This window comes from Streptomyces sp. NPDC054047 (assembly GCF_055585065.1).
Genome location: NZ_JBVJKV010000002.1, coordinates 544,862 through 569,615, shown reverse-complemented (window position 1 = coordinate 569,615; position 24,754 = coordinate 544,862). Strand labels below are relative to the sequence as shown.

The window sequence follows — 24,754 nt, the reverse complement described above, 5'->3', positions numbered from 1 at the left end:
CGCGCCTGACGACAGACCGCGCACGGACTGGGGCGGGCTGCTCGAACCCTCGGGCGGCCCCGTCCCGCAGGAGCGATCGGCTGCGCATATGCAGTACGTTCGGGTCATGCCCAAGGCCGCCAAGTCCTCACGTACGCCCGCTACGCCCGACGCTCCCGAGAGCGCGGCCGGCAGCCGGGCCGCCGCCCAACGGCTCAAGATGCGCCGGGAGCTGGCGGCCGCGGCGATGGAGCTCTTCGCGTCCAAGGGGTACGAGGCGACGACGGTCGACGAGATCGCCGCGCAGGCCGGGGTCGCCCGCCGGACCTTCTTCCGGCACTTCCGCTCCAAGGAAGAGGCGATCTTCCCGGACCACGACGACACCCTGATCCGGGCGGAGGCGGTCCTGAACGCGGCGCCGCCGCACGAGCACCCGCTGGACACGGTGTGCCGGGGCATCAAGGAAGTCATGAAGATGTACGCGGCGTCCCCGGCGGTCTCCGTCGAGCGGTACCGCCTGACGCGCGAGGTCCCCACGCTGCGCGAGCGGGAGATCGCCTCGGTGGCCCGCTACGAACGGCTGTTCACGCGCTATCTCCTGGGCCACTTCGACGAGCAGGCCCACCACGACGGGAACGACGACCCGCTGCTGGCGGAGGTGGCGGCCTCCGCGGTGGTGACCGCGCACAACCACGTCCTGCGCCGGTGGCTGCGTGCGGGCGGCCAGGGCGACGTGGAGACCCAGCTGGACCACGCCTTCGCCATCGTCCGCAGGACGTTCGGTTCGGGCATCGGGGCGGGGCGTGACACCACCACCGCTCCGGCGGCCTCGGTGAGCACCGGGGGCGACGTCCTGGTCACCGTGGCCCGGACGGACGCACCGCTTGACGAGATCATGCGGACGATCGAGAAGGCGCTGCGGGAGTCATAGATTCCGTTTTCCGCCCTTTCATCCTGGGCTTTTGAGGGGGCGCTACCCACCGGTAGCGCCCCCTCCGTCATGCCGTCACACCCTCTGACCTGCACTGATCGATCATCCATCAAAAATTGATGGCACTCAGTGTCTTGCCGACTGGCACGCGGTGTCATACGTTGATGTTGTCCGGGCGGCCGGCGTGCAGAGAACTTCCGTACGCCGGCTGTCCCCTCAAGCCACGGCTCGAGCGCCCGGACGCCTGCGTCACAGGCAACCTCCCGCGCCACACCAAGCGCTGCCGAGCATCACCCTTCGCCGAACCGACGGCACACCTCCACCACCTGCACCAGCAGCACCCGACGTAACCCTCAAGAGCGTGCTCCCCTTTTTTTAGAGGGCCCGCTTCCCCAAGCTCTCGGCTTCGCTCGAGCAGGGGAGACCCCATCCGCCGGAGGCATCACCGTGAAGGAAATCCTGGACGCGATCCAGTCGCCGGACTCCACGTCCGCCGACTTCGCCGCTCTCCCCCTGCCCGACTCGTACCGCGCGATCACCGTGCACAAGGACGAGGCGGAGATGTTCGCCGGGCTCGCGACCCGCGACAAGGACCCCCGCAAGTCGCTGCACCTGGACGACGTGCCGGTGCCCGAACTCGGCCCGGGCGAGGCCCTGGTGGCCGTCATGGCCTCCTCGGTCAACTACAACTCCGTGTGGACCTCGATCTTCGAGCCGGTCTCCACCTTCAGCTTCCTGGAGCGCTACGGCCGTCTGAGCGAGCTCACCAAGCGCCACGACCTGCCGTACCACGTCATCGGCTCCGACCTGGCGGGCGTCGTGCTGCGCACCGGCCCCGGCGTGAACGCCTGGAACCCGGGCGACGAGGTCGTCGCGCACTGTCTGAGCGTCGAGCTGGAGTCCTCGGACGGCCACAACGACACGATGCTCGACCCCGAGCAGCGCATCTGGGGCTTCGAGACCAACTTCGGCGGCCTCGCGGAGATCGCCCTGGTCAAGTCCAACCAGCTCATGCCCAAGCCGGACCACCTGAGCTGGGAGGAGGCCGCTTCCCCCGGCCTGGTGAACTCCACCGCCTACCGCCAGCTGGTCTCGCGCAACGGCGCGGGCATGAAGCAGGGCGACAACGTCCTGATCTGGGGCGCGAGCGGCGGCCTCGGCTCCTACGCCACCCAGTTCGCCCTGGCCGGCGGCGCCAACCCCATCTGTGTCGTCTCCAGCGAGCAGAAGGCGGACATCTGCCGCGCGATGGGCGCCGACGCGATCATCGACCGCAACGCCGAGGGCTACAAGTTCTGGAAGGACGAGCACACCCAGGACCCCAAGGAGTGGAAGCGCTTCGGCAAGCGCATCCGCGAGCTGACCGGCGGCGAGGACGTGGACATCGTCTTCGAGCACCCGGGCCGCGAGACCTTCGGCGCCTCGGTGTACGTCACGCGCAAGGGCGGCACCATCGTCACCTGCGCCTCGACCTCGGGCTACAACCACGAGTACGACAACCGCTACCTGTGGATGTCCCTGAAGAAGATCGTGGGCTCGCACTTCGCGAACTACCGCGAGGCCTGGGAGGCCAACCGCCTCATCTCCAAGGGCAAGATCCACCCCACCCTCTCCCGCGTCTACTCCCTCGAAGAGACCGGCCAGGCCGCCTACGACGTGCACCGCAACCTCCACCAGGGCAAGGTCGGCGTCCTCGCCCTCGCGCCCCAGGAGGGACTCGGGGTGCGCGACCCGGAGACGCGGGCCAAGCACATCGACGCGATCAACCGCTTCCGGAACGTCTGAGGGCTGAGGGTTCGCACATGACAGAGCGTCAGAAGGACCGGCCGTGGCTCATGCGGACCTACGCCGGTCACTCCACGGCCGAGGCGTCCAACGAGCTGTACCGGCGCAACCTCGCCAAGGGTCAGACGGGCCTCTCGGTCGCGTTCGACCTGCCCACGCAGACCGGCTACGACCCGGACCACATCCTCGCCCGCGGTGAGGTCGGCCGGGTCGGCGTCCCCGTCTCGCACGTGGGCGACATGCGGCGGCTGTTCCAGGACATCCCCCTGGACCAGATGAACACCTCGATGACGATCAACGCCACGGCCATGTGGCTCCTGGCGCTCTATCAGGTGGTGGCGGAGGAGCAGGGCGTGGACATCACGCAGCTCCAGGGGACGACGCAGAACGACATCGTCAAGGAGTACCTCTCGCGCGGGACGCACGTCTTCCCGCCGGTGCCCTCCCTCCGCCTCACCACCGACATGATCACTTACACGGTGGCGCACATCCCCAAGTGGAACCCGATCAACATCTGCAGCTATCACCTGCAGGAGGCCGGTGCCACTCCGGTGCAGGAGATCGCGTACGCGATGTCCACCGCCGTCGCCGTCCTCGACGCCGTGCGCGACTCCGGGCAGGTGCCAGAGGAGAAGTTCGGTGACGTCGTCGCCCGCATCTCCTTCTTCGTGAACGCGGGCGTCCGCTTCGTCGAGGAGATGTGCAAGATGCGGGCGTTCGGCCGCATCTGGGACCGCATCACGCGCGAGCGGTACGGCATCACCAACCCCAAGCAGCGCCGTTTCCGCTACGGCGTGCAGGTCAACTCGCTGGGCCTGACCGAGGCGCAGCCCGAGAACAACGTCCAGCGCATCGTCCTGGAGATGCTGGCCGTCACGCTCTCCAAGGACGCACGCGCGCGTGCCGTGCAGCTTCCCGCCTGGAACGAGGCCCTGGGGCTGCCCCGGCCGTGGGACCAGCAGTGGTCGCTGCGCATCCAGCAGGTGCTCGCCCTGGAGAGCGACCTCCTGGAGTACGAGGACATCTTCGAGGGCTCGCACGTCATCGAGGCCAAGGTGGAGTCCCTCGTCGAGGAGTCGCTCGCCGAGATGGACCGCATCGAGCAGATGGGCGGCGCGATGGCCGCCGTCGAGTCCGGCTACCTGAAGTCGCAGCTGGTCTCCTCGCACGCCGAGCGCAGGGCGCGCATCGAGTCGGGCGAGGAGAAGATCGTCGGCGTCAACGCCTACGAGTCGACCGAGCCGAACCCGCTCACCGCGGACCTGGACACCGCGATCATGACGGTCGACCCCGCGGTCGAGAACCGCGTCGTGAACGCCCTCCAGCACTGGCGCGACACCCGCTACCAGCCGCCGTTCAACCACCCGCGCCCCTGCAAGGCCCTGGAGAAGCTCAAGGAGGTCGCCGCGGGCACGGGCAACCTCATGGAGGCCACCCTGGAGTGCGCACGCGCCGGTGTGACGACCGGGGAGTGGTCCGGCGCCCTGCGGGAGGTCTTCGGGGAGTTCAGGGCGCCCACGGGCGTCTCCAGCGCTCCGGTGGCCGTCACCGCGGAGGCGGGCACGCCGCTCGCCCTCGTCCGCGACAAGGTCGCCAAGACCGCCGCCGACCTCGGCACCGGCAAGCTGCGCTTCCTGGTCGGCAAGCCGGGCCTGGACGGGCACTCCAACGGGGCCGAGCAGATCGCGGTGCGCGCCCGTGACGCCGGCTTCGAGGTGGTCTACCAGGGCATCAGGCTCACGCCCGAGGAGATCGTGGCCGCCGCGCTCGCCGAGGACGTGCACGCGGTGGGCCTCTCGATCCTCTCCGGCTCGCACGCGCAGCTCGTGCCCGACGTGCTGGTGCGCCTGCGCGAGGCGGGTGCGCCCGACATCCCCGTCATCGCCGGCGGCATCATCCCCAACAGCGACGCCGAGGACCTGAAGGCGGCGGGTGTGGCCGCCGTCTTCACCCCCAAGGACTTCGGCATCACCGAGATCATCGGCCGTATCGTCGACGAGATCCGGAAAGCGAACAAGCTCGACCCTCTGGAGGTCCCCGCATGACCGCGCCCATCAACCGCCTTCGTCCCCGCCGTTCGTGTCTGGCGGTGCCGGGTTCCAACCCGCGCTTCCTGGAGAAGGCCCAGGGCCTCCCCGCCGACCAGGTCTTCCTGGACCTGGAGGACGCCTGTGCGCCGCTGGCCAAGCCGGAGGCCCGGCACACCATCGTCAAGTTCCTCAACGAGGGCGACTGGACGGGCAAGACGCGGGTCGTGCGCGTCAACGACTGGACGACCGAGTGGACGTACCGCGACGTGGTCACGGTCGTCGAGGGCGCGGGCCAGAACCTCGACTGCATCATGCTGCCGAAGGTGCAGACCGCGGACCAGGTCGTCGCGCTGGACTTCCTGCTGACCCAGATCGAGAAGACGATGGGCTTCGAGGTCGGCAAGATCGGCATCGAGGCGCAGATCGAGAACGCGCAGGGCCTGAACAACGTCAACGCGATCGCGCAGGCGTCGCCCCGCGTCGAGACGATCATCTTCGGCCCGGCCGACTTCATGGCCTCCATCAACATGAAGTCCCTGGTCGTCGGCGAGCAGCCGCCCGGCTACCCGGCCGACGCCTACCACTTCATCCTGATGAAGATCCTGATGGCCGCCCGCGCCAACAACCTCCAGGCGATCGACGGCCCCTACCTCCAGATCAAGAACGTCGACGGCTACCGCGAGGTCGCGGGCCGCGCCGCCGCGCTCGGCTTCGACGGCAAGTGGGTCCTGCACCCCGGCCAGGTCGACGCCGCCAACGAGGTCTTCTCGCCCTCCCAGGAGGACTTCGACCACGCCGAGCTGATCCTGGACGCGTACGACTACTGCACCTCCGAGGCGGGCGGCAAGAAGGGCTCCGCGATGCTCGGCGACGAGATGATCGACGAGGCCAGCCGCAAGATGGCCCTGGTCATCTCGGGCAAGGGGCGCGCCGCCGGCATGACGCGCACCTCCAAGTTCGAGATCCCGGAGGCCTGACATGCAGTTCGGCCGCACCTACGAAGAGTTCACCGTCGGGGACGTCTACAAGCACTGGCCCGGAAAGACGGTCACCGAGTACGACGACCACCTCTTCTGCCTCCTGACCATGAACCACCACCCCCTCCACATGGACAGCAACTATGCGGAGAAGACGACCGACTTCGGGAAGAACGTCGTCGTGGGCAACTACATCTACTCGCTGCTTCTGGGCATGTCCGTGCCGGACGTCTCGGGCAAGGCGATCGCCAACCTGGAGGTCGAGTCGCTCAAGCACGTGGCGCCGACCTTCCACGGCGACACGATCTACGGCGAGACCACCGTCCTGGACAAGACCCCCTCGAGGTCCAAGTCGGACCGCGGGATCGTCTACGTGGAGACCAAGGGCTACAAGCAGGACGGCACGCTGGTCTGCGTGTTCCGCCGCAAGGTGATGGTCCCCACCGAGACGTACATCAAGGAGCGCGGCGGCGAACAGCCCGGCCGCCCGGAGCTGCGGGACACCGCGAAGAAGACGCAGGAGAAGTAGCCATGAGCCGACTCGCGCAGACCGCTGGCCTCACGGACGTCCAGCAGGAGATCCTGTCCACCGTCCGGGACTTCGTCGACAAGGAGATCATTCCGGTCGCCACGGAGCTCGAGCACCGTGACGAGTACCCCCAGCAGATCGTGGATGGTCTCAAGGAGTTGGGCCTCTTCGGGCTCATGATCCCCGAGGAGTACGGCGGTCTGGGCGAGTCGCTGCTCACGTACGCACTGTGCGTCGAGGAGATCGCGCGTGGCTGGATGTCGGTCTCCGGCATCATCAACACCCACTTCATCGTCGCCTACATGCTCAAGCAGCACGGGACGCAGGAGCAGAAGGACACCTTCCTGCCGCGCATGGCGGCCGGCGAGGTGCGCGGCGCGTTCTCCATGTCGGAGCCCGCGCTCGGCTCGGACGTGTCGGCGATCACGTCCAAGGGCGTCAGGGACGGCGACGAGTACGTCCTGAACGGTCAGAAGATGTGGCTGACCAACGGCGGTACGTCGACGCTGGTGGCCGTTCTGTGCCGAAGTGACGAAGGACACCCCGAGGGCACGGCGCCCCACAAGTCGATGACGACCTTCCTCGTGGAGAAGGAGCCGGGCTTCGGAGAGGTCCGCCCCGGCCTCACCATCCCCGGCAAGATCGACAAGATGGGTTACAAGGGCGTCGACACGACCGAACTCATCATGGACGGACTGCGAATTCCGGCCAATCGCGTGCTCGGCGGGACCACCGGGCGCGGTTTTTACCAAATGATGGACGGCGTCGAAGTCGGCCGCGTGAATGTCGCGGCGCGTGGCTGCGGTGTTGCTCAGCGTGCATTTGAGCTCGGTGTCTCATATGCCCAGCAACGCCACACTTTCGGCAAGGCGATCGCTCAGCACCAGGCGATTCAGTTCAAGCTGGCCGAGATGGCTACCAAGGTCGAGGCCGCCCATGCGATGATGGTGAATGCAGCACGCAAAAAGGACTCCGGGGAACGAAACGACCTCGAAGCAGGGATGGCGAAGTACCTCGCGTCCGAATACTGCAAAGAAGTCGTAGAGGACGCGTTCCGGATTCATGGCGGTTACGGCTTCTCGAAGGAGTACGAGATCGAGCGCCTGTACCGTGAGGCTCCCATGCTGCTGATCGGCGAAGGTACCGCCGAGATCCAGAAAATGATCATTGGGCGGCGACTGCTCGAAGAGTATCGATTCCAGGGCTAGATGCCCGATTTGGGGTGTTTTCATCGAGAAGAAGGTCACACCCTGTCAACACTCTTCGGCCGTCGACTCCGCTTCCTGGCTTGCCCAGTTGTGGCTCGCAACCGATACCATCCGGAAAAAGCCGCCGTCCCCCGTTCATGCGCGGCATCATCCGCTACGAAGGTCATCCATGCCCCACAGCCAAACCTCTGCACCACGCGACAGCCTCGCTGGCGTACGCCTTGCGCGCGGAGCATCGCCGTGGCTCCTGCCGACTGTCGCCACCGCGGCACTCAGCCTCGTGCGTGCGCGTCGCTCCAAGGGCGCCGCGGCCGTGGCCGTGCCTGCCACCGCTCTGGCGGCGGGCATGCTGTGGTTCTTCCGCGACCCCGAGCGCGACATCGCCCAGGGCCGGGTCATCTCCCCGGCCGACGGCGTGGTGCAGAGCATCATGCCGTGGAAGGACGGGCGTACCCGCGTCGCGATCTTCATGAGCCCGTTGAACGTCCACGTCAACCGCGCGCCCCTCGCGGGCACGGTGACGTCCGTGGAGCACATCCCCGGCGGGTTCGTCCCGGCGTTCAACAAGGAGAGCGAGAACAACGAGCGCGTCGTCTGGCACTTCGACACCGAGCTCGGTGACATCGAGATGATCCAGATCGCGGGCGCTGTCGCGCGGCGCATCGTTCCTTACGTGCCGCAGGGCACGAAGGTGGAGCAGGGCGAACGGATCGGCCTGATCCGCTTCGGCTCCCGTGTCGACATCTATCTCCCCGAGGGTGTCGACGTGGACGTCGAGGTCGGTCAGAAGACCGTGGCTGGGGTGACTCGAATTGACCGTGGTTGATCCAGAGACACAGGCGGGCTGGGTGCCCGAGGCGGCCGAGGACGAGGCCGACGAGGAGATGCCTCTCTCACTCCGCCTCTCGATAGCGGACACCCTTACGCTCGGTAACGCCACGTGCGGGTTCATGGCGGTGTACTTCACCACCACCGGCATCCTCATCCCGCACCTGCAGGGCAGCAACGAGAGCGGCATGGCGCGGCACTCCGCCGCGACCGCCGTGATCCTGATGCTCTGCGCGGCTGTCTTCGACCTCTTCGACGGGCTCGTGGCGCGCAAGCTGCGGTCCTCGCCGATGGGCGCCGAGCTCGACAACCTGTCGGACCTGATCAGCTTCGGTCTGGCCCCGGCGTACTTCGTGCTCGTCTACGGCATGGTCGCCGACGACGCGCACCAGAGAGTCGCCGCGGTCGGAGCGATCGTCGTGCTGCTCGCGGTGGTGCTGCGGCTTGCGCGGTTCAGTTGCGTGACCGTGAAGGACGGCACCTTCCAGGGCATGCCATCGCCCTTCGGTGCCCTCACGGTCGTCTCGATCGTGCTCCTGGAGCTGCCCTTCTGGGCGACGCTCATGGCGATCATCGGCACGGCCTGGCTCATGGTCAGCCGCGTCGAGTACCCCAAGCCGCGCGGTCCCCTCGCGGTGGCCATGCTCTCGTGGATCGTCGCGGCCATGGGGCTGCTCGCGGCCTGGGCGTTCGACGCCCCCGGCGGCCTGCTGCTCCTGCAGACCGGCTGCGCGCTCCAGGTCGTCCTCGGCGCGGTGATCCCCCTCTTCGCCACGGCGCGCAGGGTGAACAACTTCCGGGACAACCGGCGTGAGGCGCGGGCGGCACAGCTGCCGTAGCGGCTCCCGTACGTAGCCCGAAGGGGCCCGAACCACTTGGTTCGGGCCCCTTCGGCTTGCTCGGAGCGGGTCGGCCGGACGCCGTGTGCGGCTCAGGCGCCCGGTGTGTAGCCCTCGGCCGCCTCAGCGGCGCCCGGCTCCCTGACCACCTTCATGCCGCCCGTCACGCCCTTGTCGGGGCGCAGGATGACGCTCTCCTTCGAGGAGGGCGCCTTGGGGTCGGTGAAGTCCTGGGAGACGCCGAAGCCCGTGTCGTACGAGTCGATCGTCAGGAGCGCCTTGTCGACGCCCTCACGGGTGAGGTCCTTGCTCTCGCAGGCCTTCTTCAGGGCCTCTCCGAAGACGGACGCCGCGGTCCAGCCGGCCGTCACGCCGTTGTCCAGGGCGTCCTTGGGGTAGGCCTTCTTGTAGTCGGCGACCAGCTTCTTCGCGGCGGGGGTGTCCGCGCCGATCGGGAGGGTCGGCGAGGCCACGTAGTAGTTCTTCGCGAGCGCCGGGCCCGCCTGTGTGCCCAGGAGCTGGGGCGCGAACGCGGAGTTGTTGCCGATGATCGGGACGTCGAACTTGCCGGCCGCCGCGACACCCACCAGCGAGGCCGCCTGCCGCGGGCCCGCGCTGATCACCACACCCTTCACTCCGGCCTTCTTCAGGGCCGCGACCTGGGCCGTCATGTCGTTGTCGGTCGCCTTTATCTTCTGCTCCACGACGGTGAGGCCCGATTTCTTCGCCATGTACTGCGAGCCCTTCAGCGCGTTCTCGCCGTAATCGCCCTCGAAATAGACATGGCCGAGCTTGTCGCCTTTCTTGAGGCCCTTCTCCTTCATCAGGAAGTCGATCGCATTGATCGTCTCCAGGTCGTACGTCGAGCCGACGACCCGGACGTAGGGGCTGCCGAGGAGATTCGCCGACCAGGCCTGCGGCAGCACGAGCCCCTTGTTGCCGTCGACCCGCTGCTTGACCGCGGCGACGAACGGGGAGCCGATGAACTGGGCGAAGCCGAGGACGTCCGGCTCCAGCTCGGTGTACCCGGCGACCGCCTTCTGGGGGTCGTAGCCGTGGTCGCGGACGGTCAGCTTCAGCTTGCGGCCGCAGATGCCGCCGTCGGCGTTGGTCTGCTTCACGTAGAGCTGCTGGGCCTGGGTGACGCTCTTGCCCAGGGTCGCGTAGACACCGGTCATGTCGGTGAGCACGCCGAGCGTGATCGCGTCGGCGGAGACCCCGACACCGGTCTTGACCCCGCCCGCCCCCTCCTTGTCGCCCTTGTCGTCCTCCGCCTTGGAGCTGCAACCCGCCACCGCAAGCAGCGCGGCGAGCGCCGTCGCCGTCGCGGTGGCCCTTTTCAATGTGCGTGAACTCATCGTTCCTCCCCTGGAGTTGGGCCGGACGTCGGCCTGGTGCGCCGGGCGGCGATGCTGGCCAGGCCGCCGGGCAGGAACAGCACCACCGCCACGACGGCGGCGCCGTACAGATACCGGGACGCCTCGCCCGGTGTGATCCCGCCACTGCCGGGGGCCGAGACCAGGGGCAGCGCATCGCTGTACCGGGTCAGGAGCTGCGGCAGCAGGGACACGACGGCCGCACCGGCCACCGCGCCCGCCACCGAGCCGAGGCCGCCGATGACGATCATGGCGAGGTATTCGAGGGACAGCGTGATGCCGAAGTAGTCCGGCACGGTGCGCTGGAAGACCAGGGCGAGCAGGACGCCTGCGAGGCCCGCGTACATCGACGACAGGACGAAGACGCCCGCGCGGTAGCGGGCGACGGGCACCCCGATGACGCCGGCGGCGATGCGGTGGTCGCGGATGGCGTTCATCGCGCGTCCGGGCCGGCCGCGCAGCACGCCGCGGGCGAAGAGCCCGCAGCCGAGGAGGAGGACGAGCCCCGCGTACCAGAGCTTCTCCGACGCCCCGAACGGCACGGCCGCCACGACGAGTTCGCTCTCGTCGAAGGTGATGCCGAAGACGCTCAGGGGCGGTACGTCGCGTCCGTTGGAACCGCCGGTCAGATCGTGGGCGTTGAAGAGCACGTGCTGCCCGATGAAGATGAGGGCGAGGGTCGCGATGCCGAGGTACGCGCCGCGCAGCCGGCCCGCGATGGGGCTGAAGAGCCCGCCCGCGATCCCCGCGACGAGGACCGCGAGGGCGGCCGCGATCCAGGTGGGCAGGCCGAGTCCGGTCAGGCCGTCATCGCCGTCCCCCGCGAAGACGCAGTATCCGTACGCGCCGATCGCGAGGAAGAAGGCGTGCCCCATGGAGAGCTGGCCGGTCGCGCCGGTGAGGAGGTTGATGCCGATCGCGCCGATGGCGGCCGCCATGGCGAACAGGCCCGCCTGGAGCCAGAAGCGGTCGAGGTAGAAGGGCAGGGCGAGCAGGACCACGGCTCCCGCGAGCCAGACGTACGTCCGCGGGCGCGTCAGCCTCGTACGGCCTCGGGAGCGCAGCTCCCGGCCGCGGGCCAGGACTTCAGACACGGGCGAGCTCCTTCGTGCCGAAGAGTCCGGCGGGCCGGATGAGGAGGATGACGGTCATCACGAGGTAGGGCGCGAGATCGCCCAACCCCCTTCCCAGGAAGGTCAGTTCGCTCTGGTAGCCGGTGGCGAGCGACTCGGTGACGCCTACCACGAGCCCGCCGACGAGCGCGCCCGTGGTGGAGTCGAGGCCGCCGAGGATCGCGGCGGGGAACGCCTTCAACGCGGCCAGCGAGGTGGCCCGTTCGAGCCCCGGGGTCGGGAAGACGGTGAGGAAGAGCGCCGCAACGGCGGCGAGTCCGCCCGCCACCGCCCAGGCGCCGAGCGAGACCCGGCCCAGGCGCACACCCATCAGGGCGGCGGTCTCCGGGCTCTCCGCCGCGGCGCGCATCGCCACGCCCCAGGAGGTGTAGCGGAAGGCGAGCAGGAACACGGTGATCAGGAGAGCGGCGGCGACGAACGCGGCGATCCGCGTGTGCGCGATGGAGATCGACCCGATGGTGAGCACGGAGTCGCCCCAGGGGTCGCCGAGCGAGAGCACGTCCGTGCCCAGGCGGCGGGTGAGCTCGGTGGTGAGCAGGATGTCGACGCCGATGGTGACGATGGCGAGGACGCTGTGGTCGGAGCCGCGATAGCGCCGCATGACGAGGAACTCGATGGCCGCGCCGACGACGGCGGCGCCCGCGATGCCGACGAGCAGCGCAGGCCAGAAGCCGATGTCGTCGTGGAGGATCGCGGTGATGTAGCCGCCCGCCAGGAGCAGCGAGGCGTGCGCGAAGTTCACGACTTCGGTGGCCCGGAAGATGACGACGAAGCCGAGGGCGATCAGGGCGTAGACGGAGCCCATCGAGAGCCCGTTGAGAAGAAGCTCGACGAAGGTGGTCATGAGGTGGCCTCCTCTCCCAGGTACGCGCGCACGACCGCCGGGTCGTTCTGCACGGCCGCCGGTGCGCCGTCCGCTATGCGCCGGCCGAAGTCCAGTACGGTCACCGCGTCCGCGAGCCGCATCACCACCCCCATGTCGTGTTCCACCAGGACGATCGAGATTCCGAGGCTGTCGCGGACGCCCGCGATGACGGCCGCCGTGCGGCGCCGCTCGTCCGCGGTCATGCCCGCCACCGGCTCGTCGAGCAGGAGCAGCCGCGGCTCCATGCACAAGGCGCGGGCCAGTTCCGCGAGTTTCTGCTGTCCGTACGGCAAGGAGCCCGCCGGAGCGTGCAGTTGGCGCTCTATCCCCACGAACGCCGCTATCTCGCGCACTCGTTCGCGGTGCAGGCTCTCCTCGCGCGCGGCCGACGGGAGGCGCAGTCCCGCGGCGACGAACCCCGTGCGGGTCAGCCGGTGCCGGCCGAGCATCAGACTGTCGGCGACCGTCGCGCGCGGCGGCAGGGCGAGGTTCTGGAAGATCCGCGCGACGCCGAGGTCGGCGATGCGGTGCGGAGGCATCGCCGTCAGTTCGTGCTCGCCGAAGCGGACGCTGCCGCCGGAGGCGCGGTACACGCCGGACAGGACGTTGAAGCAGGTGGACTTCCCCGCGCCGTTGGGCCCGATGACGGCATGCACGGTGCCGGGCCGGACGGTGAAGCTGACGGCGTCGAGCGCGGTGAGCCCCGCGAACCGGACGGTCAACTCCCGCACCTCCAGGGCGGGTACGTCGTCCCGGCCCACGAGGTCCTCGGGGTCGACGGGGTTCATGGGCGACGTGTCGGGCGCCGTGCGGTCCTCGGTCACCGTCGGCCCGCCCATCGCCGCAGCACGGGCAGCGCGCTGACGCCGCGCGAGGCGTCGGCCGCGGCGGCCTCGTCGACCACGCCGAGGTAGCGGCGGCGCACCTCGTCGGACGCGGACAGTTCGTCCGCCGCTCCGGCGAGTGCCACTTCGCCCACGTCCAGGACGTACGCACGCGATGCGAGGCGCAGCGCGAGGGCGGCGTTCTGTTCGACGAGGAGGACCGCGGTGCCCTGGGTGTTGATCTCCTCGATGGTGTCGGCGATGCGTGCCGCCATCAACGGAGCCAGTCCCAGGGAGGGTTCGTCCAGGAGCAGCAGCTTCGGCGAGGCCATCAGCGCCCTGGCGACCGCCAGCATCTGCTGCTCGCCGCCCGAGAGGAGCCCGGCGCGCTGGCCCGCGCGTTCGGCGAGCACGGGGAAGAGTTCGTGGACGCGGTCCAGCGCCCTGGCCTTCGCGGCCCGGCTCCCCGCGGAGCCGAGCGCGCCCGCCCGCAGGTTGTCGGCGACGGTCATCCGGGCGAACACCCTTCTTCCTTCCGGCACTTGGGAGACTCCGGCGGCGACCACACGGTCCGCGTGCAGCCCGTCGATGCGCCGCCCGCCGAAGTGGATGGAGCCGGTGGTGAGCGCACCCCGGTGAAACGCGAGGGTGCGTGAAATGGCGCGCAGGAGCGTCGACTTGCCCGCGCCGTTGCCGCCGAGCACCGCGACGACGGCACCGTCCGGCACTTCGAGCGACACCTGGCGCAGTGCGCGCACCGGTCCGTATCCGACCGACGCGTCCTGTACGACCAGTCCGGAACCACCCACCTGGGACCCCCTGTCCTCCGCCTGCCCTGCTCATGGCGCTCGGCCGCCCGCCCCGCACGGCCCTCCGCGTGGCGCTCACAACAGCACCGCCGCGCCCGCCCGTCCACGGCCTGTGTCCGAATCGCTGCGGGTGACCAGCGGGACCGGCCACCCGTTGTGCACGGGCACAACACCCCGTGTCAGGGGCCTGCCAGGGGTGGCCGAGCAGTGGCATCCTCCGCAGCACGGAGGCACGGCGGGCAGCGGCGACGGGGGAGAAATCCATGAGCGGACGCAGGCCTCGGACAGGCCACGACTGGAAGGTGCTCGAGGAGGCGTGCGTGGCGCTGCTCCCCCGCATCCCCGAGCTGGTGGACGAACATCTGCGGCAGCTCTTCGAGCACTCGCCGGTGTACGCACGCGTGCTGCCGTACGACCAGCAGTGGCGGGAGGCGGAGGACGCGATGCGGATCGGCATCGAGACGATCTCGGCGCCCCGCGCGTCGCCGCGCCGCGATCTGGAGTACGCGGAGGAGGCCGGGCGGCGCAGGGCCCAGCAGGGTCTTCCGCTCGACCTGGTGGTGCACTCGTACCGCAACGCGGGCTATCTGGTCTGGGACTCGCTGCTCGAAGGCGCCGTGGGGCAGGACCCGGAGAAGCTGGCGGTCCTGATGCGGTCGGCGACGATGGTGTGGTCGGCGGTCGACGCGCAGGCCGCGGCGGCGTCCGACGCCTACCGGGCGACGGAGATGGAGCTGCGGCGCCGCACCGACGAGCAGCTGCAGGCGCTGCTCGACGCGCTCCTGGAGGGCCAGTCGGCCCCCGGGCTCGCCGCGCAGGTGGCCGCGGGGCTCGATCTGCCGGAGCGCGGGCCGTACGCGGTGGTGGTGCTGCGCGCCGAGCGGCGGGACGGTCGTGCCGCGTTCCACCGGCAGATCCAGCGGGCCGGGTTCCGCTTCGTCTGGCGGATGCGGACGGACCGGGAGGTGGGGGTGGTGGCGCTCGGCGCGGAGGAGGGCCTGGACGAGCTGGCCGCCGCGCTGGACGGGCGGTGCCCCGGGCCCGGCGGCATCAGCCCGGTGGTGGCGGGGCTCTCCGAGCTGGGGCACGCGCGACGCCTCGCCGAGCTGGCCCTGCGTACGTGTGCGCCGGACGCGACCGGGATCGTGCGGCTCGACCAGCGGATGCCGACGGCTCTGGTGGTGAGCCAGCCGGAGCTGGCGGGGCGGCTGGTGTCGGACGTCTTCGGCGAGGTCCTGGCCCTGGAGCCGGCCGACCGGGCGGTGCTCCTGGAGACGCTGGACGCGTGGCTGCTGTGCGAGGGCTCGGCGGGGCGGGCCGCGGGGCGGCTGTACTGCCACCGGAACACGGTGTTCAACCGCCTGCGGCGCCTGGAACAGCTGACGTCACGGTCGCTGGCGCGTCCACGGGACCTGATGGAGATGACGCTGGCCCTGGACGCGTACCGGCTGGCGCCGGGCTAAGGCGGGGTCTTTTCCGCCCCCGGTGGCGTTGCGCGCCGCCGATCACCGGCTCCGCCGAGTTCGTCCTCAAACGCCGGACGGGCTGAAAATCCCATCCCGTCCGGCGTTGAGGGGGCGGCTCCCGTAAGGAACACGAGGAACTGCACGACCAGACCGGCCGGGGGAATCGCACCGGGCCCCGTAAGGGGCGCGAGGACCTGCACGACCATCCACCATCGGCCCGCGGCGCATCGCTGAACTCAGCCAAGCACCGGGCCCCGTAAGGGGCGCGAGGAACTGCACGACCAACCCCCACCGGCCCCCGGCGCATCGCTGAACTCAGCCAAGCACCGGGCCCCGTAAGGGGCGCGGGGAACTGCGCGACCAACCCCCACCGGCCGGGGCATGCGAACCAAGCCCGGCCAGCATCCAAGCCCCCCAGGGGCGCGGGGAACTGCGCGGCCAGCCCCCCACCGGCCAGGAGGGGGAATCCACGCCCCCGGGCACGTCTAGCTCAGGAAGTCCCTGGCGATGCCCTCCGCCACCGTTTCCAGGATGGGCCCCGCCTCGGCGATGCAGCGGGCCACGTCCGGCTCCACGTCGGTGAGCGCGTACGCCCGCCTGATGCCCGCCTTGCCCAGCTCCTCCGCCGGAAGGGCCAGGCGGCCGCAGACCGCCACGACCTCGACGCCCGCCTCGCGGGCCGCCGCCGCGACGCCCGCGGGGGCCTTGCCGTGCAGGGTCTGCTCGTCCAGCGAGCCCTCCCCCGTGATCACCAGCGACGCCCGCGCGAGGGCGGGGGCGAAGCCGAGGACGTCCAGCATGACCTCGATGCCGGGGCGGAAGCTCGCGCCGAGCCCGACGAGAGCGCCGTACCCGATGCCGCCTGCCGCTCCGGCTCCCGGGGACTCGGCGTACTCGGCCGCGGAGGGGCCGACCGACTCGGCGAGCACCTTCGCGAAGTGCGCGAGGGCCGCGTCCAGCTCGGCCACGTCCTGCGGGGTCGCCCCCTTCTGCGGGCCGTAGACCGCCGGAGCGCCCTTCGGGCCGGTCAGCGGGTTGTCCACGTCACTGGCGAGGACCAGGTCCACCGAGGCGAACCGCCGGTCGATCCGGGACAGGTCCGCCGTGGCCAGCGAGGCCAGCGGGCCGCCTCCCGGCGCCACCGGCTCCCCCGCCGCGTCCAGGAAGACCGCGCCCAGCGCGGCCAGCATTCCGGCCCCGCCGTCCGTCGTCGCACTGCCGCCGACGCCGAAGACGATCGTTCGCGCGCCCGCGTCGAGCGCGGCGAGCAGCAGTTCCCCGGATCCGTACGTCGTGGACGTGAGCGGCGCGAAGACTCCCTCGGGCAGCAGCTGGAGGCCGGAGGCCTCCGCCATCTCCACCACGGCGGTCCCGTCCCGCAGCGCGTACGCGGCGGTGACCTCGTCGCCGAGCGGTCCCGTCACCCGCACCTCACGGCGCTCGAAACCGGCCGCGACCGCCGCGGCGACCGTGCCGTCCCCGCCGTCGGCCACCGGCAGAGCCTCGACCTCCACGTGCGGGGCGACGCGGCGAAGCCCGGCCGTCACCCGCTCCGCGACCTGCACGGCCGTGAGTGAGCCCTTGAACTTGTCCGCGGCGATGAGCACATGCCCCGCCGTCCCAGCAGCGTCCGCCACCTTGGATCCCCTTGCTTTCCGGGCCTTGCTCGCGTCAAGGCAGTCGCGCCGCTGCGACCATAACCGCAGGAGGGGCCGCCTGCCCATGGCCGCCCGCATTTCGGAGTCTCGGATCTCCCCTTTAAATCAGCGTAAAACCATCTATAGCGGCGCACCGCGATCACGGAAATGATCGATCAGTGGCCGCGAAGGGGGCGCGGACGCGCGACGGCCTTCACGGCCGCGCGCCAGCCGTCACGGCCGCACGCCGCGTCACGGACACCCCCAAGAATGCGCATCTGATCGAAAACCAGACAAACGTCTCGCGCTCCGCGCCGAACCGGTCGCGTTGACCGCGCACAAGCGCCCCGAATTCGGTAGACCGGAGGCATGACCCCAGCACATACGGAACTCGCCGACCGCGTCCTCGGCGGCTGGATCGGGCGGATCGCGGGCAACATGCTCGGCAAGCCCATCGAGCGGGGCGACTACTGGACACGTGAGCGCATCGAGCGCTACCTGCGGCAGGCCGACGCGCTGCCACTCACCGACTATCTGCCCGAACCACCCTCCTGGGTCGAGGAGTTCCAGCTGAGGCCCGAGTGGCAGCAGTGCGTGCGCGGCGGGGTGCACGGCAGCTGCCGTGACGACGACGTCGACTACGCGATCCTGGGACTGCACCTCCTGGAGACGCACGGGTTCGCGTTCAGCACCGAACAGGTCGGCGAGCTGTGGCTGCTGCGCCTTCCCTATCTCCAGACGTTCACCGCCGAGCGCGCCGCGTACCGGAATCTCGCGAACGGTCTCAAGCCGCCGCTCACCGCGACGTACGAGAACGCCTGTCAGGAGTGGATCGGCGCCCTCATCCGTGCCGACATCTTCGGCTGGACGAACCCCGGCGCCCCGCGCCGCGCCGCCTCCCTCGCCCGCCGCGACGCGGCGCTCTCGCACACCGGCAACGGCGTCTACGGGGCGATGTGGGCGGCGGCGCTCGTCGCGGCCGCGTTCACCGCGGGCACGCCGCGGGCCGCGCTGGAGGCGGCGTTCGGCGTGATCCCGTCGAGCTGCCGGCTCGCCCGTACGGTGCGCCGGGTCGTCACCCTGCACGAGGCCGGGCTCGGCTGGGAGGAGACGCTGGCCACCGCCGAGGCGGAGACCTCCGGGCTCGGCTGGATCCACGCGGTTCCGAACTCGGCCGTCCTGACCGCCGGACTCCTGTACGGGGAAGGCGACTTCACCCGCACCATCGCCCTGACGGTGCGCGGCGGCCTCGACACCGACTCGAACGGCGCGACCGCGGGGTCCGTCGCGGGGGTGCTGTGCGGGGCCAAGGCGATCCCCGCGCAGTGGCGGGACCCCCTCGAAGACCGGGTGCGCAGTGCGGTGTTCGGCTTCGACGGCTCCAGGATCTCCGAACTCGCGGCAAGGACCGTGGAGTTGGCGGAGGGGTAGCCGGGGCGGGCTCCTCCCGCTGGTCGGATCCGCTCGGGCCACCGGCTCGGTCCGGCGGCGCGTCTACCCTTTTCACGTGACCACTCAGGACTACGCCACGTACATCGCGGGCCTCCCCCGCATCATCGCCGGGGCCGCCGCGCTCTTCCGGGACGCCGAGGGCCGTGTGCTGCTCGTCGAGCCCAACTACCGCGAGGGGTGGGCCCTGCCCGGCGGCACCATCGAGTCGGACGAGGGCGAGACACCGCGGCAGGGGGCGCGCCGCGAGACCGCCGAGGAGATCGGCCTGGACGTACAGCTGGGGGCGCTGCTCGCGGTGGACTGGGTGCCGGGTTCGACGCGGCCGCCGCTGGTCGCCTATCTGTACGACGGCGGAGTGCTCGACGCCGACCAGCTGAAGTCGATCAGGCTCCAGGAGGCCGAGCTGCTCTCCTGGCGGCTCGTGGCCCGCGAGGACCTCGCGGAGTTCCTGCCGGGCGAGCTGGGGCTGCGGGTGCGGGCCGGGCTGGAGGTGCTCGATGCGGGGACGGGTCCTGCGGAGCTGGAGAACGGGGTGCGGGTGGGCTGACTGCCCGCGTTTTTTGGGCCCCTGGGTCCCTCGTCCCGTCGCCCTGAGGTTCAGAAGAGGGCGTCCTCGCTCCTCGTCGCTGCGCCCTCGAAGGCCAACAGGCGCTGCTTGCGGTCGAGTCCGCCGCCGTAGCCGGTCAGCGACCCGCCCGAACCGATCACCCGGTGGCAGGGCACGATGACCCCGATCGGGTTCTTGCCGTTGGCCAGGCCGACCGCGCGTGAGGCGTTGGGCTTGCCCAGCAGGGCCGCGAGCTGACCGTACGAACGGGTCTCACCGTACGGAATCAGCTGGAGCTGCTGCCAGACGGTGCGCTGGAACGGCGTGCCGTCGAGGCGCATCGGCAGGTCGAACTCCGTCAACTCGCCCGCGAAGTACGCCTCCAGCTGGCTGATCGTCTCCCCGAACGGCCCCGCGTCGCGGTCGCCGAAGGTCTCCTCGGGTGGGCGGTGGCGCTGCTCCGTCATGTAGAGGCCGCTGAGGACGCCGTCGGTGGCGACGAGGGTCAGGGGGCCGTAAGGGCTGTCGACGAGGGTGTGTTGGCGGTGCATGGGGCTGTCCTTCGCGGTGGGGGCTGTCACGCCGGGATGCTGTTGATGGGGTGGTCGTCGATCGCCCACAAGTACTGGACCGCGTACGCCCGCCAGGGGCGCCAGGCCGCTGCCCGTTCGGTCAGTGCCGCCGGGGTGTGCGGGAGGCCGAGTTCCTGTGCGGCGCGCCGGATACCGAGGTCGGTGGGGAGGAAGGCGTCGGGGTCGCCGAGCGCCCGCATCGCGATGACCTCGACCGTCCAGGGGCCGAAGCCGGGCAGTTCGGTGAGCCGGGCGCGGGCCTCCTCCCAGCCGCTCTCCACGCCGAGCCGGAGTGATCCGTCGGCGAGGTGACGTACGAGCGTGGTCAGGGTGGTGCGGCGGCTGCGCGGCAGGGCGAGTGCCTCCGGGTCGAGCGCGGCGAGGGCTTCCGGCGTGGGGAAGAGGTGGGTGAGGCCGCCCTCGGGGTCGTCGATCGGCTCGCCGTGCGCGGTGACCAGGCGTGCGGCGTGGGTGCGGGCGGCGGCGGTGGAGACCTGCTGGCCCAGTACCGCGCGTACGGCGAACTCCGCCTCGTCGACCGTGCGCGGCACGCGACGGCCCGGCGCCTTGGCCACCAGGGGCGCGAGCAGCGGGTCGGCGCTCAGCTGGGCGTCCACGGCGACCGGGTCGGCGTCCAGGTCGAGCATGCGGCGGCAGCGGCTGATGGCGATCGTGAGGTCGCGCATGTCGGTGAGGCTGAGGCGGCAGGCGATGTGGTCGGGGGCGGGGGTGAGGGCGACGACTCCGTGGCCGTAGGGGAGGCGGAGTGTGCGGCGGTAGGCACCGTCGCGCCACTCCTCGACGCCGGGTACGGCGGTGGCGATGAGGTGGCCGAAGAGGTTGTCGGGGTTGAGGGGGGCGCGGAAGGGGAGGCGGAGCGAGAAGGTGCCGGGGACGGCGGGGGCCGACGTCTGCTTGGCGGCCTTCGGAGCGCGGTCCCGTAGTTCGCTGGGGGCCAGGGCGAAGACTTCGCGGACGGTGTCGTTGAAGGTGCGGATCGAGGAGAAGCCGGCGGCGAAGGCGATCTCCGCCATGGGCAGGGGGGTCGTCTCGATGAGGAGGCGGGCGGTCTGGGCGCGCTGGGCCCTGGCCAGGGCGAGAGGGCCCGCGCCGAGCTCCGCGAGGAGCTGGCGCTCGACCTGGCGGGTGCTGTAACCGAGACGGGCGGCGAGGCCGGGGACTCCGTCGCGGTCGACGACTCCGTCCGCGATGAGGCGCATCGCGCGGGCCACGAGGTCGGCGCGCTGATTCCATTCGGGCGAGCCCGGGCTGCTGTCCGGCCGGCACCGCTTGCAGGCCCGGAACCCTTCCTGCTGACAGGCTGCCGCGCTCGGGTAGAAGCTCATGTTCTCGGGCTTCGGGGGGACGACGGGGCAGCTGGGGCGGCAGTAGATGCGGGTGGTCAGAACGGCGGTGTAGAACCACCCGTCGAACCGTGCGTCCTTCGACTGCACGGCCCGTACGCAGCGCTCGGCGTCGGTGTGCATCGAGGGGGGCGGCGGGGTCGTGGTGCCGGTGGTGGTGACCGCGGCGTGCGGGGCGGTGGGCATGGCTCAAGGATCGGGCATGGCGGGTGGGGGTGGCTGGCGAGAATCCGACATGGAGGTGGGGGGGGCGTGGGGCCCGGCCCTCAGGGCGTGCGGAGTTTGCGCCAGACGGCCTTGGCGGCGTTGTGGCCCGACATGCCGTGCACGCCGGGTCCTGGCGGTGTCGCGGACGAGCAGATGAAGACCGCCGGGTGCGCGGTGCCGTACGGGAAGAGGGAGATCTTGGGGCGGAGCAGCAGCTGGATTCCGCTGGCGGCGCCGCAGGCGATGTCGCCGCCCACGTAATTGGCGTTGCGCGCGGCCAGCTCCGGCGGGCCCGAGGTGGCGCGGGCCAGGACGCGGTCGCGGAAGCCGGGCGCGAAGCGCTCGATCTGGCGCTCCATCGCGTCGGTGAGATCGCCGTCCCAGCCGTTGGGCACATGGCCGTACGCCCAGAAGACCTGCTTGCCGGCGGGCGCGCGGGAGGGGTCGACGACGCTGGGCTGCACGGTGATCAGGAACGGCGGGTCCGGCGCGCGGTTCTCGCGCGACGCGGCGTGCAGCGCGGCGTCGATCTCCGCGCTGCTGCCCCCGATCTGCACGGTGCCCGCCTCGCGGGCCTCCTTGGCCGTCCACGGGACGGGCCCGTCCAGGGCGTAGTCGATCTTGAAGACGCTGGCGCCGTAGCGATAGTTCTCGTAGCTCCGCCCCAAACCCGCGATCCGGGCCAGCGCGGTGGGCGAGGTGTCGAAGATGTACGCGCGCGCCGGCGGCAGGTCGTCGAGCCGCTTGACCTCGTAGTCCGTGTGGACCGCGCCGCCGAGGTCCTTCAGATACGCGGTGAGCGCGTCCGAGATCGACTGCGAGCCGCCCCGGGCCACCGGCCAGCCGCGGGCGTGCGCGGCCAGCGCGAAGACCATGCCGACGGCGCCGGTGGCGAGTCCGCCGAGCGGCGCGATGACGTGGGCGACGAGCCCGGAGAACAGGGCGCGGGCCCGGTCGTCCCGGAAGCGCCGCATCAGCCAGGTGGAGGGCGGGAGCCCCGCGAGGCCGAAGCGGGCGAGGGTCACGGGGTCGCGCGGCAGGGCGGTCGACGGCAGCGCCATGAAGTCCTGCAGGAGCGTGTCCCACTTGCTCACGAAGGGCTCGATGAGCCTGCGGTACGCCCCGGCGTCGCGCGGCCCGAACGAGGCGGCCGTCTCGGCGACGGACCGGGACAGCACGGCGGCGCTTCCGTCCGGGAAGGGGTGCGCCATGGGCAGCTGCGGCTGGAGCCACTCCAGGCCGTACCGGTCCAGGGGCATGGTGCGGAACACGGGCGAGTTGACGCCCAGTGGATGTGCGGCGGAACAGGGGTCGTGCCGGAACCCGGGAAGCGTCAGCTCCTCGGTCCTCGCCCCGCCGCCGACGGTGTCCTTGGCCTCGAACACGGCCACCGAGAAGCCGCGGCGGGCCAGCTCGACGGCAGCGGTCAGACCGTTCGGTCCCGCCCCCACGATGACGGCATCAAGCATCGACGGCACCTTCGGACTCCTTTGTCAGCCGATGGCCTCTGCCGCCCAGGATAGGCCGGGCCACCGACAGCGCCGTGGGCGCGGGTAGCCTCTGACGGGTGACGTACTGGATCCGCCGCGCTGACGCGGGCTCCGACGACTGGTTCGAGACGGGCTCCGACGGGATCGCCGTACGTCAGGCATCCTTCACCGACCCGCTCGGAGCGGCGTCCGTGGCGGCCTCGCGCACCGAACTGACCTGGGCTCTCGACGAGTTCGAGCCGCTGGGGGCGCAACTCTACGAGGCGCGATACGGCGTACTCCTGGACGGCCCCGTCGACGGTGGAGAGCCGGTGTCCGAAGCGGAGTTCGATGCCGCGTGGCGACACGCCCGCCACAGCCGACACACCACGGCGGCGGAAACGGATGGCCCACTTCCGCAGGGCACCCGGCTGACCGGCACGGTCAGCGAGCTGCCGTGGGGCCCGGGGCGGACCGGGCTCTTCGTCGATCTGGGGCTGCCGATCGTCGGTTTCGTGGACCTGGGGCATCTGCCGCTCACCCCTGCGGACTGGCCGGGCGTGGGGACCGTCACGGAGTTCGAGGTCACCACCGTGCGGTTCAACTTCGAGCCGCGCGGTGCCCCGCAGATCAGGCTGCGGCCGACAGCAACGCCACCACCCGGTCGACCGTGGCGGCGTCCCGGGCGGCCGTGAACGGCAGCGCGTTCCCGCCCTCGATCCGGAAGGGCTCTCCGGCGACGGTCAGATTGCCGCCTCCGGCCTCGGCCACGAGCAGCAGCCCCGCCGCGTGGTCCCAGGCGAGCTCCCAGGAGAACGCGACCGCGTCCAACTCTCCCCTGGCGATGGCCAGATACTCGAGCCCGGCCGAACCGCAGGGCCGCGGCGCGACGCCGTCGACCCGCAGGCCGAGGAGCGCGCGCTTCTGCTCGGGGGTGGTGAAGTCCGGGTGCGACGTCGCCACTTCGATGACCTCGCCGGGCGAGCCGGCCACCAGCCGCTCCCCGTCCAGCCAGGCGCCCTTGCCGCGCACCGCCACGGCCATCTCGTCCAGCGCCGGGGCGTACGTCCAGGAGGCGAGCACCTCTCCGCGCCACGCCAGCGCGATCAGCATGCAGAATCCGGGGTCACCGTGCACGAACTGCCGGGTGCCGTCCACCGGGTCGACGATCCACACCGGCGCGTCGGCCCGTATCGCCTCGTACGTCGAGGGGTCCGCGTGCACGGCTTCCTCGCCCACGACGACGGAGCCCGGGAGCAGGGTGGTGAGGGCGGCGGTCAGGTGCTCCTCGGCGAGCCGGTCGGCCACCGTCACGAGGTCGTGCGGCCCGCTCTTCTGGACGACATCGCCCTCGGCGAGCTGCCGGAACCGCGGCATGACCTCGGCCGCGGCGGCCTTGCGGAGAGCTTCTTCGACGTCGGGGACGCCACGTACAAGAAAGTCTTCGATCGCTTCGATCATGCATCCATGAGAGCACGCCGGACTGACAATCCGTACGGCCCGGCGGTACGGGGGATGGATTCGAGATGAATCCCACGTGGCCTGGCCCCTGGGCCTCGCCCGTACTTCATCCCCCGCAGCCTCACCTGCAAGAACGGCCCTCTCCCACCCACCCACCGTTCCCCCGCAGCCTTGCCCGCAACGAACAGACCTTCCCCGCCCACCCGCCCGATTGCCCCGCGGTGTCAAGGGATGGGTGGGCGGGGTGGGTGGGGAGCGTACCGACCGGGGGTGGGCAGGGAGATCAACCCCGGCGTCCGCAGTCGGCAGCGCTCGGGAGGGGACGTGCCGGTATGTCCGCCCGGAGCACGGTTCGCGGCGCTCCGGGGCCGCAGCACCCAAGGGGCCACCGGACGATAGCGAGGACGGACATACCGGCACGGCCCCGCACCCACACACGGACCGGCCCCGCAGGACCCGCACCCCG

General features: G+C 70.8%; 22 protein-coding genes and 1 pseudogene. 12 read left to right on the top strand and 11 right to left on the bottom strand.

Going from position 1 to position 24,754, the window contains the following annotated elements:
• The first annotated feature begins 106 nt into the window (after positions 1 to 106).
• The 8 genes from ACZ6ZP_RS09180 to pssA all read left to right on the top strand — a co-directional run bounded on the left by ACZ6ZP_RS09180 (position 107) and on the right by pssA (position 9,106).
• A complete protein-coding gene (locus ACZ6ZP_RS09180) occupies positions 107 to 910 on the top strand; it encodes a TetR family transcriptional regulator (RefSeq protein ID WP_237330317.1) in 804 nt (267 codons plus the stop codon).
• Between the two features lie 447 nt (positions 911 to 1,357).
• Positions 1,358 to 2,695: a crotonyl-CoA carboxylase/reductase gene (ccrA, locus tag ACZ6ZP_RS09175; protein WP_469406172.1), complete on the top strand. Its 1,338-nt coding sequence runs from the start codon at positions 1,358 to 1,360 to the stop codon at positions 2,693 to 2,695.
• Between the two features lie 17 nt (positions 2,696 to 2,712).
• Complete coding sequence (locus tag ACZ6ZP_RS09170) at positions 2,713 to 4,740, top strand: protein meaA (protein WP_351159084.1); 2,028 nt, start codon at positions 2,713 to 2,715, stop codon at positions 4,738 to 4,740.
• Positions 4,737 to 5,702, top strand: a complete 966-nt coding sequence (locus ACZ6ZP_RS09165; protein ID WP_351159082.1) for an HpcH/HpaI aldolase/citrate lyase family protein — start codon at positions 4,737 to 4,739, stop codon at positions 5,700 to 5,702. Before ACZ6ZP_RS09170 ends, ACZ6ZP_RS09165 begins: the two co-directional genes overlap by 4 nt.
• A gap of 1 nt (position 5,703) precedes the next feature.
• On the top strand, positions 5,704 to 6,231 hold the full coding sequence (locus tag ACZ6ZP_RS09160) for a MaoC family dehydratase (RefSeq protein ID WP_468612058.1): 528 nt from the start codon (positions 5,704 to 5,706) through the stop codon (positions 6,229 to 6,231).
• A 2-nt stretch (positions 6,232 to 6,233) separates the two neighbouring features.
• Entirely contained in the window at positions 6,234 to 7,439 is a 1,206-nt protein-coding gene (locus ACZ6ZP_RS09155; protein ID WP_351159076.1) for an acyl-CoA dehydrogenase family protein, read from the top strand.
• 169 nt (positions 7,440 to 7,608) lie between these two features.
• Positions 7,609 to 8,265, top strand: coding sequence for a phosphatidylserine decarboxylase (locus ACZ6ZP_RS09150; protein ID WP_160508247.1), 657 nt, complete (start codon positions 7,609 to 7,611; stop codon positions 8,263 to 8,265).
• Positions 8,252 to 9,106, top strand: a complete 855-nt coding sequence (pssA, locus tag ACZ6ZP_RS09145) for a CDP-diacylglycerol--serine O-phosphatidyltransferase (RefSeq protein ID WP_351159072.1) — start codon at positions 8,252 to 8,254, stop codon at positions 9,104 to 9,106. Before ACZ6ZP_RS09150 ends, pssA begins: the two co-directional genes overlap by 14 nt.
• 92 nt (positions 9,107 to 9,198) lie before the next feature.
• Here pssA and ACZ6ZP_RS09140 read toward each other — a convergent pair whose 3' ends face one another.
• From ACZ6ZP_RS09140 to ACZ6ZP_RS09115, 6 genes and pseudogenes are all read right to left on the bottom strand, one after another.
• Positions 9,199 to 10,464, bottom strand: coding sequence for an ABC transporter substrate-binding protein (locus ACZ6ZP_RS09140; RefSeq protein WP_351159069.1), 1,266 nt, complete (start codon positions 10,462 to 10,464; stop codon positions 9,199 to 9,201).
• Entirely contained in the window at positions 10,461 to 11,576 is a 1,116-nt protein-coding gene (locus tag ACZ6ZP_RS09135) for a branched-chain amino acid ABC transporter permease (RefSeq protein WP_383817613.1), read from the bottom strand. The genes ACZ6ZP_RS09140 and ACZ6ZP_RS09135 overlap by 4 nt, the downstream gene beginning before the upstream one ends.
• Positions 11,569 to 12,459 (bottom strand): branched-chain amino acid ABC transporter permease, encoded by an 891-nt coding sequence (locus ACZ6ZP_RS09130; protein ID WP_351159067.1) that lies wholly within the window; start codon positions 12,457 to 12,459, stop codon positions 11,569 to 11,571. Before ACZ6ZP_RS09130 ends, ACZ6ZP_RS09135 begins: the two co-directional genes overlap by 8 nt.
• A complete protein-coding gene (locus ACZ6ZP_RS09125) occupies positions 12,456 to 12,581 on the bottom strand; it encodes an ABC transporter ATP-binding protein C-terminal domain-containing protein (protein ID WP_469406556.1) in 126 nt (41 codons plus the stop codon). Before ACZ6ZP_RS09125 ends, ACZ6ZP_RS09130 begins: the two co-directional genes overlap by 4 nt.
• Positions 12,582 to 12,698: 117 nt before the next feature.
• Positions 12,699 to 13,211 (bottom strand): annotated as a pseudogene (locus ACZ6ZP_RS09120) (ABC transporter ATP-binding protein); the annotation flags it as partial.
• An 89-nt stretch (positions 13,212 to 13,300) separates the two neighbouring features.
• Positions 13,301 to 14,113: an ABC transporter ATP-binding protein gene (locus ACZ6ZP_RS09115; protein ID WP_351159064.1), complete on the bottom strand. Its 813-nt coding sequence runs from the start codon at positions 14,111 to 14,113 to the stop codon at positions 13,301 to 13,303.
• Positions 14,114 to 14,376: 263 nt separating this feature from the next.
• Between ACZ6ZP_RS09115 and ACZ6ZP_RS09110 the strand changes: the two genes are divergently transcribed.
• Positions 14,377 to 15,576, top strand: coding sequence for a PucR family transcriptional regulator (locus ACZ6ZP_RS09110; protein WP_351159061.1), 1,200 nt, complete (start codon positions 14,377 to 14,379; stop codon positions 15,574 to 15,576).
• 488 nt (positions 15,577 to 16,064) lie between these two features.
• Here ACZ6ZP_RS09110 and ACZ6ZP_RS09105 read toward each other — a convergent pair whose 3' ends face one another.
• Entirely contained in the window at positions 16,065 to 17,216 is a 1,152-nt protein-coding gene (locus ACZ6ZP_RS09105; RefSeq protein WP_351159058.1) for a glycerate kinase, read from the bottom strand.
• Between the two features lie 369 nt (positions 17,217 to 17,585).
• Here ACZ6ZP_RS09105 and ACZ6ZP_RS09100 point away from each other — a divergent pair, with 369 nt between their 5' ends.
• Together ACZ6ZP_RS09100 and ACZ6ZP_RS09095 are read left to right on the top strand one after the other, a co-directional pair.
• Positions 17,586 to 18,647 carry an ADP-ribosylglycohydrolase family protein gene (locus ACZ6ZP_RS09100; protein ID WP_351159055.1) on the top strand — a complete coding sequence of 354 codons (1,062 nt, stop codon included), beginning with the start codon at positions 17,586 to 17,588 and terminating at the stop codon, positions 18,645 to 18,647.
• 76 nt (positions 18,648 to 18,723) lie between these two features.
• The gene (locus tag ACZ6ZP_RS09095; RefSeq protein ID WP_469406167.1) at positions 18,724 to 19,215 is read left to right on the top strand and encodes an NUDIX domain-containing protein; all 492 of its coding nucleotides are present in this window, start codon (positions 18,724 to 18,726) and stop codon (positions 19,213 to 19,215) included.
• A 50-nt stretch (positions 19,216 to 19,265) separates the two neighbouring features.
• Here ACZ6ZP_RS09095 and ACZ6ZP_RS09090 read toward each other — a convergent pair whose 3' ends face one another.
• The 3 genes from ACZ6ZP_RS09090 to ACZ6ZP_RS09080 form a co-directional block, all read right to left on the bottom strand.
• Positions 19,266 to 19,766, bottom strand: coding sequence for a methylated-DNA--[protein]-cysteine S-methyltransferase (locus ACZ6ZP_RS09090; RefSeq protein WP_351159393.1), 501 nt, complete (start codon positions 19,764 to 19,766; stop codon positions 19,266 to 19,268).
• A 26-nt stretch (positions 19,767 to 19,792) separates the two neighbouring features.
• Entirely contained in the window at positions 19,793 to 21,274 is a 1,482-nt protein-coding gene (locus ACZ6ZP_RS09085) for an AlkA N-terminal domain-containing protein (protein WP_383817932.1), read from the bottom strand.
• 143 nt (positions 21,275 to 21,417) lie between these two features.
• Positions 21,418 to 22,827, bottom strand: a complete 1,410-nt coding sequence (locus tag ACZ6ZP_RS09080; protein WP_351159050.1) for a phytoene desaturase family protein — start codon at positions 22,825 to 22,827, stop codon at positions 21,418 to 21,420.
• Positions 22,828 to 22,925: 98 nt separating this feature from the next.
• Between ACZ6ZP_RS09080 and ACZ6ZP_RS09075 the strand changes: the two genes are divergently transcribed.
• A complete protein-coding gene (locus ACZ6ZP_RS09075) occupies positions 22,926 to 23,522 on the top strand; it encodes a hypothetical protein (RefSeq protein WP_351159047.1) in 597 nt (198 codons plus the stop codon).
• Here ACZ6ZP_RS09075 and ACZ6ZP_RS09070 read toward each other — a convergent pair.
• Positions 23,458 to 24,288, bottom strand: a complete 831-nt coding sequence (locus ACZ6ZP_RS09070; protein WP_361461923.1) for an inositol monophosphatase family protein — start codon at positions 24,286 to 24,288, stop codon at positions 23,458 to 23,460. The genes ACZ6ZP_RS09075 and ACZ6ZP_RS09070 overlap by 65 nt on opposite strands.
• Between the last annotated feature and the right edge of the window lie 466 nt (positions 24,289 to 24,754).